This is a genomic window from Actinocorallia herbida (assembly GCF_003751225.1).
Lineage (GTDB): Bacteria > Actinomycetota > Actinomycetes > Streptosporangiales > Streptosporangiaceae > Actinocorallia > Actinocorallia herbida.
The window spans coordinates 7070891-7090275 of sequence record NZ_RJKE01000001.1 but is presented as its reverse complement, the minus strand read 5'-3'; the positions used below and the strand labels follow the sequence as shown (position 1 = coordinate 7090275).

Annotated in this window: 3 protein-coding genes; all 3 read left to right on the top strand. The window is 73.6% G+C overall.

Annotation, left to right across the window (positions count from 1 at the left end; translation table 11 throughout):
* Nucleotides 1–314 precede the first annotated feature (314 nt).
* The 3 genes from EDD29_RS32370 to EDD29_RS32360 all read left to right on the top strand — a co-directional run bounded on the left by EDD29_RS32370 (nucleotide 315) and on the right by EDD29_RS32360 (nucleotide 19372).
* Complete coding sequence (locus EDD29_RS32370) at nucleotides 315–1787, top strand: amino acid adenylation domain-containing protein (protein WP_123668073.1); 1473 nt, start codon at nucleotides 315–317, stop codon at nucleotides 1785–1787.
* Between the two features lie 345 nt (nucleotides 1788–2132).
* Nucleotides 2133–11660 carry a non-ribosomal peptide synthetase gene (locus EDD29_RS32365; protein ID WP_123668072.1) on the top strand — a complete coding sequence of 3176 codons (9528 nt, stop codon included), beginning with the start codon at nucleotides 2133–2135 and terminating at the stop codon, nucleotides 11658–11660.
* Nucleotides 11657–19372 carry a non-ribosomal peptide synthetase gene (locus EDD29_RS32360; RefSeq protein WP_123668071.1) on the top strand — a complete coding sequence of 2572 codons (7716 nt, stop codon included), beginning with the start codon at nucleotides 11657–11659 and terminating at the stop codon, nucleotides 19370–19372. Before EDD29_RS32365 ends, EDD29_RS32360 begins: the two co-directional genes overlap by 4 nt.
* The last annotated feature ends 13 nt before the right edge of the window (nucleotides 19373–19385 follow it).

Genomic DNA, 19385 nt, shown 5'->3' with positions numbered 1-19385 from the left:
CACCCTCTGTATGACAACTAACCGAACGTTGGTGGACAGTGACTGCCGTCCCCGGGGTGACGGGCCTTGCTCGAATCCGGGCCGCGCGCCTTCAGCCGAAATTCTCTGGCCATTCATCCCCGTGGCTGAATTAGCTCAGACCTGCCCTTGGTCTGTGCGGCATTCGGAGAATCCGGGCTCCTTAGAATCTTTCGGTGACTCCCATCACCATGGCCGTGATTACCGTACAGTAGGGCAAGTTGGCAGGCAAGCCCAGACTGTCCACTAAAGTACTCAAAATCGGCTAATGACGCACGGGATGTAGGAGCGGATTCGTGACGATCTTGGATGGTCTGCTCGAACTCGAAGCACTGCCGGAGCTGAAGATCTCCTCGGCCGAGATCGACCGGGCGCGCAAGCTCGCGCTGAGCCGTGCGCACGAGGTCGACCTGGCCGACGCCGTGATCACCCGGGTGGAGCGCATCGCCGCAGGCGGTGACCGTCCCGCGGTCCGCGACGAGGTCCGTGCGCTCAGCTACGCCGAACTCGCCGTGGAGGCCCGGCGGATCGCCGCGCTGCTGGCCCGCGAGGGGGTCGGCCCGAACCAGGTCGTCGCCGTCGGCGGTGTACGCAGCGTGACCGTCATCGCCGCCTTCCTCGCCCTCGAACTGCTCGGCGCCCAGTACGTCCCGGCCGACACGACCTGGCCCGCCAAGCGCGTCGCCGACGTGCTGGCGCAGGCCGGCGCGGCGCTGCTGTTCAACACCGACCGGGGCGAGGTCACGCCCGTGCTCGCCGAAGGCGCCGCCGCGGCCGGGGTCCGCGTGGTGCGCGCGCACGAGGCCGCGGGCGTCGCGCCGTGGGAGGGCGAGGCCCGCCTCGACGGCCTGGCCCAGCCCAGGTACGTACTGTTCACCTCGGGCTCGACGGGCAAGCCGAAGGGCGCCGTGGTCGAGCATCAGGGCATGGTGAACCACCTGTGGGCCAAGATCGTCGACCTTGACATGACCGACCGGGACGTGGTCGCCCAGACCGCCCCGCTCGGCTTCGACATCTCGATCTGGCAGATGCTCTGCCCGCTGGTCAACGGCGGCCAGGTGCACGTCATCAGCGACGAGGTGTCCTATGACTCGGTGGCCTTCGCCGCCGCGGTCGACGGCCAGGGCATCACCATCGTCGAACTGGTCCCGACCATGGTCAGGCTGCTGCTGGACGACCTGGCGGCGGCCGACGCCGAGGGGGGCCTCGCGGGCCTGCGCTGGATGCTGGCGACCGGCGAGGAGCTGCCGACCGAGGTGGCCCGCCGCTGGCTGCTGGAGATGCCGCAGGCGGGCCTGGTCAACGCCTACGGTCCGACCGAGTGCTCCGACGACGTCACCCACCACATCGTCACACTGAGTGATCTTGAGCTGCTGCGGCTGCCGATCGGCACCCCCGTGGTGAACACCGACCTGTACGTCCTGCGCGCGGAGGACGACGGCTGGTACGCGTGCGAGCCAGGGGAGACGGGCGAGCTGTTCGTCGGTGGCCACGGGGTCGGCCGTGGGTACCTCGGCGACCGCGAGCGCACGTGTGACGCTTTCTTTCGATCTCCTTTCGGCACGTCTCTGACCAGCCGTCTCTACCGGACGGGCGACGCGGTGAAGGTCCTGCCGCAGGGGGCGCTGCAGTACCTGGGCCGGGTCGACCGCCAGGTGAAGATCGCCGGGGTCCGGATGGAGCTGGGCGAGATCGAGGCGGTGCTCCAGCGGCACCCGAGCGTCGGCGCGGTGGCCGTGGTGGTGCACGACTTCGGCACGGCGCGGTAACGGCCCGATAGCCGTCCAGAGAAGCCTTGTCACCAGTGGATCGCCCGGGCCGTAACCGGGCGGTCACGTTCCCCGTTTCTTGTCACGGAGGTGAGCAACCGTGCCCGTTAAGTTCCGCTTATGGGAGGATTGCGAAGCATGGGATGCCCTGGTTGACTGTGCTTCCGCTACTGAAAAGTAGTGCAACAAGGGGGCTTCACGGGCGCGTGCGATCGTCGGCGGGCAAAGACGGGGATCGCAGGAGCATTGTGAGACGTTGCGGGAAAGGGGCCGGCACCCGGTTTTCTGATTGGTAATTCTGTGTCTTGAGAACTCCACCTCCCGCGCCTGCGAAAGCCATTCTTCATGTCGTCTTCAGAGTTCCTCCCCCTGTCCGCGGCACAGCAGTCGGTCTGGTATGCGCAACAACTCAGCCCGGAAACTCCGATCTGCGTGGCGCAGTACATCGAGATCGAGGGCGACTTCGATCCGGAGTTGTTCGACAAGACGGTCAGGATCGGCGCGCACGAGGGCGAGGCGCTGTGGTTCCGGCTGGTGGAGAAAGACGGAATTCCCTATCAGGCACTTGACGCGGCGCCCGAGGCGATGCGGCAACTCGATTTCAGCGGCGAACCCGATCCCCGGGCCGCCGCCGCGGCCTGGATCGACCGGGAGGTGCACAGCCCGTTCGACCTGATGGGACCCGAGCTGTACGTCAGCCGGGTCCTGCGCCTCGCGCCCGACCTGCACTGGTGGTTCATGCGGGGCCACCACATCATGATCGACGGCTACACGGGCGCGTTCCTCAACCGCCGAGGCTCGGAGGTCTACGCGGCGCTCGCCCGGGGCGAGGAGTACGTGCCGCAGAGGCACGGGGACTACCGCGCGCTGCTGGCCGAGGAGGAGGCCTACCGCGCGTCGGAGAGGTTCGCGGCCGACCGCGCCTACTGGACCGAGCGGTTCGCCGACCGCCCCGACGTCGTGGGCCTCACCGAACGGGTCGCGGCCCCCACCGACCGGTACCTGCGCCGGACGGTCATGCTCGGCGAGACCGAGACCAAGGAGGTCGCCGCGGGCGCCCGGCGGCTGCGCACCGCGACCCCGGGCCTGGCCATCGCCGCGACCGCCGCGCTCGTCGCCAAGACCACCGGGGCCGAGGACGTCGTCCTGGGCATCGCCGTGTCCGGCCGGGTGACGAAGCTGGCCCGCGAGACGCCCACCCACATGGCGTCGATCCTGCCGCTGCGGGTGACCGTGCGGCCGGAGATGACGGTCGAGGAGCTGACCCGGCAGGCGTCCCGCGCCACCGCCCGGCTGCTGCGCCATCAGCGGTACCGGCGCGAGGACCTCGTGCGCGACCTCAAACTGGTCGGCCGGCGCATCCACGGGCCGGTCGTCAACATCATGCCGTACGACTACACGGCCGACTGGGGCGGACTGCGCGCCACCCAGCACCCGCTGAGCAACGGCCCCGTCGAGGACCTCGCCATCGCGATCTTCGACGCGGCCGACGGCAGGGGCGCCAGGATCGACTTCGACGCGCACCCCGAGCTGTACACCGACGCCGAGGTCGCCGCCCACCAGGACCGGTACGTCCGGCTGCTCAAGGCGATGGCCGAGGTCGACCCCGGCACCCGCATCGGCGCGCTCGACCTCCTCGACGAGGCCGAGCGCGACCTCGTCCTGCGCGGGTGGAACGACACCGGCCTCGAGGTCGCCGCGTCGACCGTGCCCGCCCTGTTCCGCGCCCAGGTCGAGCGGACCCCGCACGCGACCGCCGTGAGCGACGCCGCGTCTTCGCTGACCTACCGCGCGCTGGACGAGCTGTCCGACAGGCTCGCCAGAAGGCTCCGCGCAGACGGGGCCAGGCCCGGCTCCGTCGTGGCGATCTCGCTGCCGCGCACCGCGGACCTCGCCGTCGCGGCCCTCGCGGTGCTCAAGGCGGGCGCCGCCTACCTGCCCATCGACCCGGCCTACCCGGCCGACCGCATCGCGTTCATGCTCGCCGACGCCGCGCCCGCCGCGGTCATCGCCGAGACCGCGGCGCACCTGCCCGAGGGCACCGCGATCCTCGGCCCCCGTGAGGGCCTCGACGGCGCGGATCTGGCCGGCCCCTGCCCGCACCCGCTCGACGCCGCGTACGTCATCTACACCTCCGGCTCGACCGGCCGGCCCAAGGGCGTCGTCGTCACGCACGCCAACGCCGTCGACTTCTGCGCGTGGGCGGCCCGCGACTTCGGGCCCGCACGGCTGCGGCACGTGCTGTGGTCGACCTCGCTCAACTTCGACGTGTCGGTCTTCGAGTGGCTCGTGCCGCTCACCGTCGGCGGCCGGGTCGAGGTCGTCCGGGACCTGCTGGAGCTGGCCGAGCGCGGCGGCTGGCGCGGCTCGCTGCTGTCCGGCGTGCCGTCGGCGATGGCCGCGGTGCTGTCCCAGGGCAGCCTCGACCTCGCCGCGGGCGACGTGGTGCTCGCGGGCGAGGCACTGCCGCCGCAGCTGGTCAAGCGGCTGCGCGCGCTCGTCCCGGACGCGCGGATCTCCAACATCTACGGGCCGACCGAGGCGACCGTCTACACGGTCGGCTGGTACGACGACGGCAACCCCGAGGGGATCGCGCCGATCGGCAGGCCGCTGGCCAACACCCGCGCCTACATCCTCGACGCCGGGCTGCGGCCGGTGCCCGTCGGCGTCGCGGGCGAGCTGTACCTCGCGGGCGAGGGCCTCGCGCGCGGCTACCTGAACCGGCCCGCGCTCACCGCGGACCGGTTCGTCGCGTGCCCGTTCGGCGACGGCGAGCGGATGTACCGCACCGGCGACCTCGCGCGCTGGAACGCGGCAGGAGACATCGAGTACCTCGGCAGGCTCGACCACCAGGTCAAGGTCCGCGGGTTCCGGATCGAGCTGGGCGAGATCGAGGCGGCGCTCGCCGCGCACCCCGAGGTCGCGCAGGCCGTCGCGGTCGCCCGCGAGGACGCGGGGCACACCCGGATCGTCGGCTATGTCGTACCGGTGCCCGGCGCGGCGCTGGACACCGGGCGCATCCGCAGGTTCGTCGCGGGACGGCTGCCGGAGTACATGGTCCCGGCCGCGATCCTCGCCCTCGGCGCGCTGCCGCTCAACCCCAACGGCAAGCTGGAGCGGGCCGCGCTGCCCGCGCCGGACTTCACCGCCCCCGCCAAGGAGGGGCGCGGCCCCCGCGACCGCACCGAGGAACTGCTCTGCGGGGTGTTCCGCGAGGTGCTCGGGGTGCGCGAGGTCGGCATCGACGACAACTTCTTCGAGCTCGGCGGCGACTCCCTCCTCGCGACGCGGGCCGTCGCCAGGATCCGCGCCGCGACCCGCTCGGAGCTGTCGATCCGCGCGATGTTCCACGCGCCGACCGTCGCCGAGCTGGCCGCTCAGCTCGGCCGGGCCGAAGCCGGGGCCGCCGAGCGGCCGCCGCTCACCGCGGTCCTGCGGCCCGAGCTGGTGCCGGTCTCCTACGCCCAGCAGCGGCTGTGGTTCCTCGCCCAGCTCGAAGGGCCGTCGGCGACCTACAACATGCCGATCCCGCTGCGGCTCACCGGCGCGCTCGACCTCGCGGCGGTCCGCGCGGCGCTGCGCGACGTCGCCGACCGGCACGAGTCGCTGCGCACGGTCTTCACCGAGCGGGGCGGCGCGCCGTTCCAGCGGGTGCTGCCCGGCGCCGAGGTGCCCCTGACCGTCGCCGAGGCCGACCCCGACGAGCTGGTCGGCCTGCTCTACATGGCCGCCACCCGCGGGTTCGACCTCGCCGCGGAGATCCCGCTGCGCGCGCACGTCTACCGGCTCGGGCCGCAGGAGCACGTGCTGCTGCTGGTGATGCACCACATCGCGGGCGACGGCTGGTCCCTGGCGCCGCTGGCCAGGGACGTCATCACCGCCTACGCCGCACGGGCGGGGGGCGCCGCGCCGGAGTGGGCGCCCCTGCCCGTCCAGTACGGGGACTACGCGCTGTGGCAGCGCGAGCTGTTCGGCAGCGAGGACGACCCCGACAGCCTCATCTCCCGGCAGATCAGGTTCTGGACGCGGGAGCTGGCCGGGCTGCCCGACCAGCTCGTCCTGCCGACCGACCGGCCGCGGCCGGAACGCGCCTCCTACCGGGGCGGGCGCACCGCGTTCACGGTGTCCGCCGAGACCGCGGCGGGCCTCCAGGAACTCGCGCTGTCCGCGCACGGCAGCCTCTTCATGGTCCTCCAGGCGGCATTGGCCGCCCTGCTCACCCGGCTCGGCGCGGGCACCGACATCCCGCTCGGCTCGCCCATCGCCGGCCGCACCGAAGAGGCGCTGGACGACCTGGTCGGCGTGTTCGTCAACACCCTCGTACTACGTACCGACACCTCGGGCGACCCGACGTTCGCCGAACTCCTGGACCGCGTCCGCGACGCGGACCTCGCCGCCTACGCCCACCAGGAGCTGCCTTTCGAGCGGCTCGTGGAGGTGCTGAACCCGGCCCGCTCGCTGGCCAGGCACCCGCTGTTCCAGGTGATGCTGACACTCCAGAACAACCCGGCGGCCCGGGTCGAGCTGGCCGGGATGACGGTCGAGGTCGAGGACGTCGACCCGGGCGTCGCCAAGTTCGACCTGGAGTTCCTGCTGGAGGAGGCGCCGGGCGGCGGACTCACCGGCACCCTGGAGTACGCCCGCGACCTGTTCGACGCCGACACCGCCGCCGACCTGTGCCGCTGGTTCCTGCGCGTGCTCGACGCGGCCGTCGCGGATCCGTCGGCGCACATCGGCGCGGTCCGGCTGCCGGAGGCCGACGCGCTGCTGCTGCGCACCCCCGCGCCCGCGCCTGCCCGGCCCGCCGCCGGGCAGGACAAGCGGCTCGTCGCCTACGTGGTGCCCGCGCCCGGCCACACGATCAGCTCCGAGGAGCTGCGCGCGTTCGTGCTGGAGCACCTGCCGAAGGCGATGGTCCCGGCCGCCGTCATGGTGATGAACGAGCTGCCGCTGACCGCCAACGGCAAGGTCGACACCAAGAACCTGCCCAAGCCCGAGCTGGGCTCCGGCGCCGTCGCCTACCGCGCGCCCGCGAACGAACGGGAGAGGGTCCTCGCCGGGATCGTCGGGGAGCTGCTGGGGGTCGCGGACGTCGGCGCGGACGACGACTTCTTCGCGCTCGGCGGCAACTCGCTGCTGGCGATGCGGGTCGTCGCGCGGGCCAGGGTCGCGTTCGGCGTGGAGCTGTCGGTGCGCGCGCTGTTCGAGGACCCGACGGTCGCGGCGCTCGCCCGGCACGTCGAGAAGGCGGCTCCGGCGCGGGCCGCGCTGGTGCCGGCCGCGCGGCCCGCGGAGATCCCGCTGTCCTACGCCCAGCAGCGGCTGTGGTTCCTGGCGAAGTTCGAGGGGCCGTCGGCGACGTACAACATGCCGCTCGCGCTTCGGCTCACCGGCCGGATCGACCCCGCGGCGCTCCAGGACGCGCTCACCGACGTGGTCGCTCGGCACGAGTCGCTGCGCACGATCTTCCCCGACTCCGGCGGCACCCCGAGGCAGCAGATCCTCACCGCCGCCGTCGCCCGGCCGCAGCTGGAGACGGTCGCGACGACCGAGGCCGCGCTGCCGATGGAGCTCGCCCGGGTCGCGGGCCGCCCGTTCGACATCTCGGCGGAGCCGCCGCTGCGCGCGCACCTGCTGTCGCTGTCCGCGGAGGAGCACGTCGCGGTCCTGGTGATGCACCATGTCGCGACCGACGGCTGGTCGCTCGCGCCGCTGGCCAGGGACGTCATCACCGCCTACACCGCACGGGTCTCCGGAGCGGCCCCGGAGTGGGCGCCCCTGCCCGTCCAGTACGCCGACTACACACTGTGGCACCAGGCGCTGCTGGGGTCCGAGGACGACCCGGCGAGCCTGCTCTCGCGGCAGCTCGCCTATTGGAAGGACACCCTCGCCGGGCTGCCCGACCAGCTCGACCTGCCCGCCGACCGGCCCAGGCCGGAGGAGGCGACGTACCGGGGCGGGACCGTCCGGTTCACCCTCCCGGCCGAGGTGCAGCGCGCGGTCGCCGACCTCGCGGCGGCGACCCAGGCGTCGCCGTTCATGATCGCCCAGGCCGCCTACGCGGTCCTGCTGTCGCGGCTCGGCGGGGGCGAGGACATCCCCGTCGGCTCGCCGATCGCGGGACGCACCGACGAGGCGCTCGACGACCTGGTCGGCATGTTCGTGAACATGCTCGTGCTGCGCACCGACGTCTCGGGCGATCCGACGTTCCGGGAGCTGGTCGGCCGGGTCAGGGAGACCGACCTCGCGGCCTACGCCCACCAGGACGTGCCCTTCGAGCGGCTGGTCGAGGTGCTGAACCCGGCGAGGCACATGGGCCGCCACCCGCTGTTCCAGAACGGGCTGACCTTCCAGAACAACCCCGAGGCGAGGCTCGAACTCGACGGTTTCACCGCGGAGCCCGAGCCGCTGCACGCCGCGGTGTCCCGGTTCGACCAGCTCCTCATGCTCACCGAGAAGTTCGGGCCGGACGGGTCGCCCGCGGGGTTCGACGGCGAACTCGAGTACGCGCTCGACCTCTACGACCCGGCCACGGCCCGCACCTTCGTCACCCGGTTCGAGCGGCTCCTCACCGGTCTCCTCAGCGCCCCGGACGCGCCCATCGGGGACGCGCCGCTCCTGGCCGCCGACGAACCGGCGCTCCTCGACCTCTGGGCGGGCGGCGACCTCGCCGCGGACGGTGCCACGACCCTGCACGCGGTGTTCGAGCGGCGCGCCGCCGAGACGCCGGACGCCCCGGCCGTCACCTACGAAGGCGCGACGCTCACCTACGGGGAGCTGAACGCGGCGGCCAACCGGCTCGCGCACCGCCTCATCGCGCTCGGCGCGGGCCCCGAGCGGTTCGTGGCGCTGCGCCTGCCGCGCTCGGCGCGGCTCGTCGTGGCGGTCCTCGCGGTGCTGAAGACCGGCGCGGCCTATGTGCCGATCGACCCGGACTACCCCGAGGAGCGCATCGCCTACACGCTGGAGGACTCCGCCCCGGTCTTCACCGTGGACGAGGAGCTGCTGGCCTCCGCGGATCTTGAAGGGTCTTCGGCTGAGGCGCCCTCGGGGAATCCGCGCGTGGAGATGTCCCCGGACCACCCGGCGTACGTCATCTACACGTCGGGTTCGACGGGCGAGCCGAAGGGCGTCGTGGTGCCGCACCGCAACGCGGTCCGGCTGATGCGTTCCACGGAGCACTGGTTCGGGTTCGGCCCCGACGACGTGTGGACGCTGTTCCACTCTTACGCGTTCGACTTCTCCGTCTGGGAGCTGTGGGGGCCGCTGCTGTACGGCGGCCGCCTCGTCGTGGTGCCTTACGCGGTCACCCGCTCGCCCGGCGAGTTCCTCGACCTGCTCGCGGCCGAGCGCGTCACCGTGCTCAACCAGACGCCGTCGGCGTTCTACCAGCTCATGGCCGCGGACGACGGCCGTGATCTGGCGTTGCGCCATGTGGTGTTCGGCGGCGAGGCCCTGGAGCTGAAGCGCCTCGCCGGCTGGTACGCGCACGGCCGTCCCGCGGTTCTGGTGAACATGTACGGCATCACCGAGACGACCGTCCATGTCTCCTATGTCGCCCTGGACGCGGAGTACTGCGCGACCGCGCCCGGCTCCGTCATCGGCACCGGCATCCCCGATCTCGGCGTCCGGGTGCTCGACGCGCGGCTGCGGCAGGTCCCGCCCGGCGTCGTCGGCGAGCTGTACGTGTCGGGCGCGGGCCTGGCCCGCGGCTACCACGGACGGGCCGGCCTGACCGCGTCCCGGTTCGTCGCCGACCCGTACGGGCCGCCCGGTACCCGCATGTACCGCACCGGCGACCTCGCCCGGTGGCGGACGGGAGGGGCCCTGGAGTACCTGGGGCGCGCCGACGACCAGGTGAAGATCCGCGGCTTCCGCATCGAACTGGGCGAGATCGAGGCGGTGCTCGCCGCGCACGGGGCGGTCACCGACGTCGCCGTGGTCGTCCGCGAGGACAGGCCGGGCGACAAGCGGCTCGTCGCCTACGCGGCCGGAGACGGCGTGGAGGCCGCCGCGCTGCGCGCGTTCGCCGCCGAGCGGCTGCCCGCGCACATGGTGCCCGCCGCGGTGGTCCCGCTGGCGGCGCTGCCGCTCACCGGCAACGGCAAGCTCGACCGGCGTGCGCTGCCCGCGCCCGTCATCGAGGCCGGCGCGGGCCGCGCCCCGGCGTCCGAGCGCGAGGAGGTCTTCGCCGACCTGTTCTCCGAGGTCCTCGCCCTGCGTGCCAGGCCCGGCGCCGACGACGGCTTCTTCGACCTCGGCGGCGACTCGATCATCGCGATCCAGCTCGTCTCCCGGGCCCGCCACCGCGGCCTCGTGGTGACGCCGCGCGAGGTGTTCCAGCACCAGACCGTCGCGGCCCTCGCCGCGCTGGCCCGCGACGCCGCCGACGACGACACCGTCGAGACCGAGCCGGAGGGCGCGGGGATCGGCCCGGTGCCCCTGACCCCGATCATGGCCTGGCTGCGCGAGCGCGGCGGTGACATGTCCGGATTCCACCAGGCGTTCGCGCTGCGCGTGCCCGGCGGACTCGGCGAGGCGCACCTCGTGCGCGCCCTCCAGGCCGTGCTCGACCGGCACGACATGCTCCGGCTGCGGCTCGACGACTGGCAGCCGGTCGTCCGCCCGGTCGGCGAGGTCGGCGCCGCCGCCCTCGTCCGCCGCGTCGAGGTCGCGCCCGCCGCCGACTACCGGGCCGAACTCGACGCCGCGGTCACCCGCGCCGCCGCCGAACTCGACCCCGAGGCGGGCGAGAACGCCCGGCTGGTCTGGCTGGACGCCGGACCCGGCGCACAGGGCCGCCTCGTCCTCGTGCTGCACCACCTCGTCGTGGACGGCGTCTCGTGGCGTGTCGTCATGCCCGACCTCGTCGCCGCCTGGGGCGCCGCCGCGAACGGGACCGAGCCCGCCCTGGAGCCGGTGCCCACCTCGTTCCGCAGGTGGGCGCAGAAGCTGCTCGCCGAGGCCGCCGACCCCGAGCGCGCGGAGGAGCTCGACACCTGGTTCGACCTCGCCGAGGGCCCCAACGCCAAGCTCGCCGCGCGCGCGCTCGACCCCGCGGTGGACACCGCCGACACCGTCCGGCGCCTTGACCTCGTCCTGGACGCGGCCACCACCGAGGCCGTCCTCACCGACGTGCCCGCCGCGTTCCACGGCCGGGTCAACGACGTCCTGCTCACCGGGCTCGCCCTCGCCGTCGCGCAGTGGCGGACGGGACGGGGCGGCCGGGGGACGGGCGTCCTGGTGGACCTCGAAGGGCACGGCCGCGAAGAGGTCGTCCAGGGCGTCGACCTGTCCCGGACCGTCGGATGGTTCACCAGCCTCTACCCCGTCAGGCTCGACCCCGGCCAGGCCGACTGGGCGGAGATCACCTCCGGCGGCGCGGCGGCGGGCCAGGCGCTCAAGCGGGTCAAGGAGCAGCTGCGCCAGGTGCCCGACAACGGCATCGGCTTCGGCCTGCTCAGGTACCTCAACGAGACGACCGGCGAGGAGCTGGCCGACCTGCCGCGGGCGCAGGTCGCGTTCAACTACCTCGGCCGGGTCGCCTCCGACGAGGGCGACTTCAGCCCCGCGCCCGAGCAGCTCCCGCCGGGCGAGGACCCGGGGCTGCCCGCCGCGCACACGCTGGAGATCAACGTGATCACCCACGACAGGCCCGGCGGTCCGGAGCTCGCCGCGACCTGGTCGTGGCCCGGCGGCCTGCTGGCCGAGGACGACGTGCGGGCGCTCGGCGAGGCGTGGTTCGCGGCGCTGCGCGGCCTCGTCGCGCACGCCCGCGGCGCGGACGCGGGCGGCTTCACCAGCTCCGACCTGCTGGTCGAGCTCGACCAGACCGAGATCGACACGCTTCAAGCGGCTTGGAGGAACAAGTGAGCACGGGCCGGGATCTGGAGGACATCCTTCCGCTGTCCCCGTTGCAGCAGGGCTTCTTCTTCCACGCCAAGTACGACGAGCAGGACGTCTACACCGCCCAGCTCGTGCTGGACATGGAAGGGCCGCTGGACGTCGCGGTCCTGCGCCGGGCCGCCGAGACCCTGCTCAAGCGGCACGCCAACCTGCGCGCGGCCTTCACCGACGAGGGCGTGAGCCGCCCCGTGCAGCTCGTCCCCCGCGCGGTGGAACTGCCGTGGGAAGAGGTCGACCTCGGCGAGGAGGAAGCGCGCGCGCTGGTGCTCGCCGAGCGGACCCGAAGGTTCGACCTCATGGAACCGCCGCTGCTGCGCTTCGTCCTTGTCCGCTTGCCGGACGGCGGGCTCGGCGGAGACAGGCACCGGCTCGTCTTCACCAACCACCACATCCTGCTGGACGGCTGGTCCACGCCCGTCCTCGCGACCGAGCTGTTCGCGCTCTACCTGGCGGGCGGCACCGACGAGGGCCTGCCCCGCCCGACCCCGTACAAGGACTACCTGCGCTGGCTCGCCGGGCAGGACCGCAAGGCCGCCGAGGCGGCCTGGCAGGAGGCCCTGGACGGGCTGGAAGACCCGACGCTCGTCGCCCCGCAGGCCGCGGACCTGCCCGCGGTGGTCCCGCACCGGGCACTGCTGGAACTGGACGAGGTGGTCAGCCGGAAGCTGACGCGCGCCGCGCGCCGCCACGGCGTCACGGTGAACACCCTGCTCCAGGCCGCCTGGGGCGTCGTCGTGGGCGCGCTCACCGGCCGCGACGACGTGGTGTTCGGCGCGGCGGTCTCCGGCCGTCCCGCCGACCTCGCCGGGGTCGAGCAGATGATCGGCCTGTTCATCAACACGCTGCCCATCCGGGTACGGCTGACCCCGTCGGACACCCTCGCCGAGGTGCTGGAGCGCCTCCAGGAGGAGCAGACGGACCTGCTGGCCCACCACCACCTCGGACTGACCGAGATCCAACGGGCGACCGGGCATCCCGTCCTGTTCGACACCATGACGGTGCTGGAGAACTACCCCTTCGACCCGTCGACCATGGACGGGATCCTCGGCGGGCTGCGGCTCACCGGGTTCGAGTCCTACGACGCGACGCACTTCCCGCTGTCGTTCGTCATCATCCCGGGCGACCGGCTGTCCATGCGGCTGCACTACCGGCCCGACCTCTTCACCCCGGACTCGGCCGAAGCCCTGCTCGGGAGGGTGAGGGCCTTCCTCGACGCGGTGCTCGAAGACGCGGAGCAGCCTCTCGCGGCGCTCGACCTCCTGTCGGACACCGAGCGCACCGCCCTCGACGCGCGGTCCGGCCCGGTCGGGGAGCCTTCCGCCCCGTCCGTCGTGGACCTCCTCCAGGCGCGGGCTTCGGCCGACCCCGACGTCACCGCCCTCGTCGCGGTGGACGCGACCCTCACCTACGCCGAGCTGAACGCCGCCGCCAACCGGATCGCCCACACCCTGCTGTCCTCGGGCGTCAAGGCCGGGGACAGGGTCGCGCTGCGCCTTCCGCGCACCGCCGCCCAGGTCGCCGCGATCTTCGGCGTGCTCAAGACCGGCGCCGCCTACGTGCCCGTCGACCCCGAGTACCCGGCCGACCGGATCGCGCACATGCTCGCCGACTCCGCGCCCGTGCTGGAGATCGCCCCGGACTGGCCGGGCCTGACCGCCGACGCGCCGGCCCACGACCCCGGAATCGCGGTCCACCCCGACGCGCCCGCCTACACGATCTACACGTCGGGCTCGTCCGGGCTGCCCAAGGGCGTCGTCGTCCCGCACCGGGGCCTCGTCAACTACCACGACGGGCACCGGGAGTCCTTCTGGGCGCCCGTCGTCGCCCGGGCCGGCCGCCGCGTGCGGTTCGCGCACACCGCGTCGTTCTCCTTCGACACCTCCTGGCACGGCCTCGCGCTCATGCTCTTCGGCCAGGAGCTCCACGTCCTGGACGACGCCGCCCGGCGCGACGGAAGCGCCCTCGTCGCCTACGTCGGCGACCACGGGATCGACCTCGTCAACACCACCCCGTCGCACTTCCAGACGCTGCGCGACCTCGGCGTCCTGGAGGCCGGCGCCTCCACGGTGCTGCTCGGCGGCGAGGCCGTCTCGCAGGGGCTGTGGGACGAGCTGGCGGAGCTGCCCGGCCTGGAGGCGCGCAACTTCTACGGGCCGACCGAGGCCAGCGTCGACTTCTTCAACGGGCCCCTGATCGCGGGCGCCGCGCCCAACATCGGCACCGCGTTCCGCAACAGCCGGCCCTACGTGCTGGACGGCGCGCTGCGGCGGGTGCCCGACGGCGTCCCCGGCGAGCTGTACGTGGCCGGTCCGATGCTCGCGCACGGCTACCTCGAGCGGCCCGGCCTCACCGCGGAGCGGTTCACCGCGTGCCCGTTCGGCGCGCCCGGCGAGCGCATGTACCGCACCGGCGACCTCGTGCGCTGGCTGCCCGACGGCACCCTGGAGTACCTGGGCCGCGCCGACGACCAGGTGAAGATCCGCGGCTTCCGGATCGAGCCGGGCGAGGTCGCCTCCACCCTGGAGCGGCATCCCGCGGTCTCGCGGGCCGCGGTCGTCGTCCGGGAGGACAGGCCGGGCGACAAGCGGCTCGTCGCCTACGCGGTGGCCGCCGAGGGCGCCTCCGCCCGCGACCTGCGCGCGTTCGTCGCCGGGACGCTGCCGGAGTACATGGTCCCGCTCGTCGTGCTGCTGCCCGACCTGCCGCTCACCCCCAACGGCAAGCTCGACCGCAAGGCGCTGCCCGCGCCCGACCTCGGTCTCGGCGGCGGACGCGGCCCGCGCACCCCGCAGGAGGAGATCCTCGCGGGCGTCTACACCGAGATCCTGGGCGTCGGCAGGGTCGGCGCCGACGACTCGTTCTTCGACCTCGGCGGCGACTCCCTCACCGCGACCCGGCTGATCAGCAGGGTCCGCACCGTGCTCGGCGTCGAGCTGCCCATCCGGGCCCTGTTCGAGGCCCCCACGGTCGCGGGGCTCGCCCTGCGCGTCGCCGCCGCCGAGGGCAGCGTCAGACCCGCCCTGGCCCGGCAGGAGCGGCCCGCCGCGGTGCCGCTGTCGCCCGCGCAGCAGCGGCTGTGGTTCCTCGGCCGCTTCGAGGGGCCGTCGGCGACCTTCAACATGCCGGTGCCGCTGCGGCTGCGCGGCGCACTCGACCTGGCCGCCCTGCGCGCGGCGCTCGCCGACGTGGTCGGCAGGCACGAGTCGCTGCGCACGGTCTTCCCCGACGCCTCCGGCACCCCGCGCCAGCTCGTCCTGGACACCGCCGCGGCGCTCCCGCGCGTGACCGTCACCGAGACGACGGAGGCCGGGGTGCCCAGCGCGCTCGCGGCCGTCGCGGGGGAGGGCTTCGACCTGTCGGTCGAGCCGCCCTTCCGGGTCGCGCTGCTGCGGCTCGGCGCGGACGACCACCTCCTGGTGCTGGTCCTGCACCACATCGCGGGCGACGGCTGGTCGATGGCCCCGCTGGCCCGCGACGTCGTCGCCGCCTACGACGCGCGACGGCGCGGCGAAGCCCCCGCGTGGGCTCCGCTGCCCGTCCAGTACGCCGACTACGCGCTCTGGCAGCGCGACCTGCTCGGCGACCCCGAAGACCCGGAGAGCCTGCTCGCGCAGCAGACCGCGTACTGGGTCGAAGCCCTCGCCGGGCTGCCCGACCAGCTGGAGCTGCCCGCCGACCGGCCGCGCCCCGCGCAGGCCACCCAGCGCGGCGCGACCCTCGACTTCACCGTGGACGCGGGCGTGCACCGGGCGCTGCTCGACCTCGCCCGCGACTCCGGCGCGAGCCTGTTCATGGTCGTGCAGGCCGCCTACGCGGCGCTGCTCACCCGGCTCGGCGCGGGCACCGACATCCCGATCGGCTCGCCCATCGCCGGCCGCACCGACGAGGCCCTGGACGACCTGGTCGGCATGTTCGTGAACCTGCTCGTGCTGCGCACGGACACCTCGGGCGACCCGACGTTCCGGGAGCTCGTGGGCCGGGTCAGGGAGACCGACCTCGCGGCCTACGCCCACCAGGACGTGCCCTTCGAGCGGCTGGTCGAGGTGCTCTCCCCGGCCCGCCACCTGGGCCGCCACCCGCTGTTCCAGGTGTGCCTGTCGTTCCAGAACAACCCGGAGGCGCGCGCCGAGGTCGACGGGCTCACCGTCGAGGCGCTCGACCTCGGCGTCGGGGCCGCCAAGTACGACCTGTCCCTGTACCTGGAGGAGCACCACTCCTCCGACGGCTCGCCCGCGGGCCTGTCTGCGGGGCTGGAGTACGCGCTCGACCTCTTCGACCCCGCCACGGCCGCCGACCTCGTGACCCGCCTCACCAGGTTCCTGACGGCGGTCGCCGCGGCCCCGGACGAGCCGGTGAGCGCCGCCGCCGTCCTCGCCGACGACGAGCGGGAGACGATCCTCCGGGAGTGGTCGGCGGGGCTCACCTCGCCCGCCGCCGGACTCCCCGCTCTGCCCGACTCCGGGGGCCTCATCCACGCGGCCGTGGAACGGCAGGCCGCCGCGACGCCGGACGCGCCCGCCGTCACGTTCGAAGGCACGACGCTCACCTACGGAGAGCTGAACGCCGCCGCCAACCGGCTGGCAAGGCACCTCATCGAGAAGGGCGCGGGACCTGAGGAGTTCGTGGCGCTCGCCCTGCCGCGCTCTCCGGACCTCGTGGTGGGCGTCCTCGCGGTGCTCAAGACGGGCGCGGCGTACGTGCCCGTCGACCCCGACTACCCGGCCGACCGGATCGCCTACATCGTCGCGGACGCCGCGCCCGTCATGACCGTGGACGCCGAGCTGCTGGCGTCGGTGGATCTCGCCGGGTATCCGGCGGAGACCCCCCTGGGAAACCCGTGCGTGGAGATGTCTCCGGACCATCCGGCGTACGTCATCTACACGTCGGGCTCCACGGGGCGTCCCAAGGGCGTCGTGGTGCCGCATCGCAACGCGGTGCGCCTCATGACCTCCACCGAGCACTGGTTCGGGTTCGGCCCCGACGACGTGTGGACGCTGTTCCACTCTTACGCGTTCGACTTCTCCGTCTGGGAGCTGTGGGGCCCGCTCATGAACGGCGGCCGCCTGGTCGTCGTGCCCTACGCGGTGTCCAGGTCGCCCGAGGACTTCCTCAGGCTCCTCGCCGAGGAGGGCGTCACCGTCCTCAACCAGACGCCGTCGGCGTTCTACCAGCTCATGGCGGCCGACGCGGCGAACCCCGGTACGCCGCTCGGCCTTCGCTACGTCGTCTTCGGCGGCGAGGCGCTGGAGCTGGGCAGGCTGGAGGACTGGTACTCCCGGCACGCGGACGACGCGCCCGTCCTGGTGAACATGTACGGCATCACCGAGACGACCGTGCACGTCTCCTACCTGGCGCTGGACCGCGCCTACTGCCAGGAGGCCGCCGGCTCCGTCATCGGCGTGCCCATCCCCGACCTGCGCGCCTACGTCCTGGACGACCGGCTCCAGCCCGTCGCCCCGGGCGTCGTGGGCGAGCTGTACGTGGCGGGCGCAGGGCTGGCGCGCGGCTACCACGGCAGGCCCGGCCTGTCCGCGTCCCGGTTCCTCGCCGACCCGTTCGGCGCGCCGGGCACCCGCATGTACCGGACCGGCGACCTCGGCCGCTGGCGGCGCGACGGCTCCCTGGAGTACCTGGGCCGCGCCGACCAGCAGGTCCAGCTGCGCGGGTTCCGGATCGAGCTCGGCGAGATCGAGGCGGCCCTGGTACGGCACCCGGCCGTCGCCGACGCCGCCGCGATCGTCCGCGAGGACAGGCCGGGCGACAAGCGGCTCGTCGCCTACGTGACCGCCGCCGCCGGGGCGGAGGCGCCCGACGGCGCCGAGTTGCGGCGCTTCCTCGGCGCGGACCTGCCGGACTACATGATCCCGGCCGCCGTCGTCGCGCTGGCGGCGCTGCCGCTCACCGGTAACGGCAAGCTCGACCGCGGGGCGCTGCCCGCCCCCGACTTCGCCGCGAACGTCACCGGCCGGGCCCCGCGCGACGCCGCGGAGGAGACCGTCGCCGCGCTGTTCGCCGAGGTGCTCGGGCTGGAGCGGGTCGGCATCGACGACGGGTTCTTCGACCTCGGCGGCGACTCGATCATCGCGATCCAGCTCGTCGCGCGGGCCCGCCAGTCGGGTCTGGCGTTCACGCCCCGCGAGGTCTTCCAGTACCAGACGACGGCGGAACTCGCCGCCGTGGCCAGGCCCGCCGACGAGGACGTGATCGAGGCCGAGCCGGAGGGCACGGCACTCGGCGCGGTGCCCCCGACGCCGATCTTCCGCTGGTTCGAGGAACTGGAAGGGCCGACATCGTCCTACAGCCAGCGGACCCTGCTGCGCGTCCCGGCCCACCTGGACGTCGCCGCTCTGACCGCCGCCTACCAGGCGGTCCTCGACCACCACGACATCCTCCGCCTGCGCGTCGCCGACGGCGTGTACGAGGTGCGGGACAAGGGCGCCCGCACGGCCGAGGTCGAGGTGGTCGACATCGCGGGCCTCGAAGGCGCCGACCTGGAACGGGTCCTCGCCGAGACCGGCAAGGCGGCCCGCGAAGCGCTCGACCCGGCTTCGGGCGAGATGACGCGGCTGCACCTCCTGGACGCGGGCGACGCCTCCGGCCTGCTGTTGTTCACCGCCCACCACCTCGTCGTGGACGGGGTGTCGTGGCGGATCCTGCTGCCCGACCTCGTCACCGCGCTCGGCGGCGCCCCGCTCCAGCCCGTCGGGACGTCGTTCCGGCGCTGGGCGCAGCGGCTCACCGCCGAGGCGTCCGAGCCCGCGCGCACCGCGGAGCTCGGCTTCTGGACCGAGATCGCCGCGACGCCGGAGCCGGTGCTCGGCTCCCGGCCTCTGGACCCCGCCCGCGACACCTTCGCCACGGCCGGGCATCTCACCGTGACGCTCGCCGAGGACGTCACCGAACCCGTCCTCACGACGGTCCCCGCGGCGTTCCACGGGCGCGTCAACGACGTCCTGCTGACCGCCCTTGCCCTCGCCGTCGCGGAGTGGCACGAGCGGCGAGGCAAGGCGGCTCCGGCCGTCCTGGTGGATCTGGAGGGCCACGGGCGCGAGGAGGTCGTGCCCGGCGTCGACACCTCGCGCACGTCCGGCTGGTTCACCTCGATCCACCCCGTCAGGCTCGACGCGGGCCGGCCCGCCTGGTCCGAGGTGCTCGCGGCGGGCCCCGAGGTCGGGACCGCGCTCAAGCGGGTCAAGGAGCAACTGCGCGAGGCCCCCGACAACGGCCTCGGCCACGGCCTCCTGCGGTACCTCAACGCCGAGGCGGGCGCGGCGCTCGCCGCGCACCCCGCGCCGCAGCTCGCGTTCAACTACCTCGGCAGGGTGTCGGCCGGCGCGGACGCCGACTGGTCGCCCGCGTCCGCCGCGCTGAGCGACGCGCTCGGCGGCGGCCACGACCCGGCGCTGGCGCTCCCGCACGCGCTGGAGGTCAACTGCCACACCGAGGACGCCCCCGCCGGGCCGCGCCTGTCGGCGACCTGGTCGTGGGCCTCCGGCCTGCTCGCCGAGGCCGACGTGGCCGAACTCGCCGACCTGTGGTTCGCCGCGCTCGGCGCGCTGGCCGGGCACACCGCGACCGACGGCGCGGGCGGCTTCACGCCGTCCGACATCGACCTCGTCGCGGTCAGCCAGGACGAGCTCGACGAGTTCGCCGCCGACCTGGACGACTTCGATCTGTGACCTTGAGGACTGC

Excerpts from the sequence above, each read along its gene's own strand:
- EDD29_RS32365 (WP_123668072.1), top strand. The coding sequence starts at position 2,133 with ATGTCGTCTTCAGAGTTCCTCCCCCTGTCCGCGGCACAGCAGTCGGTC.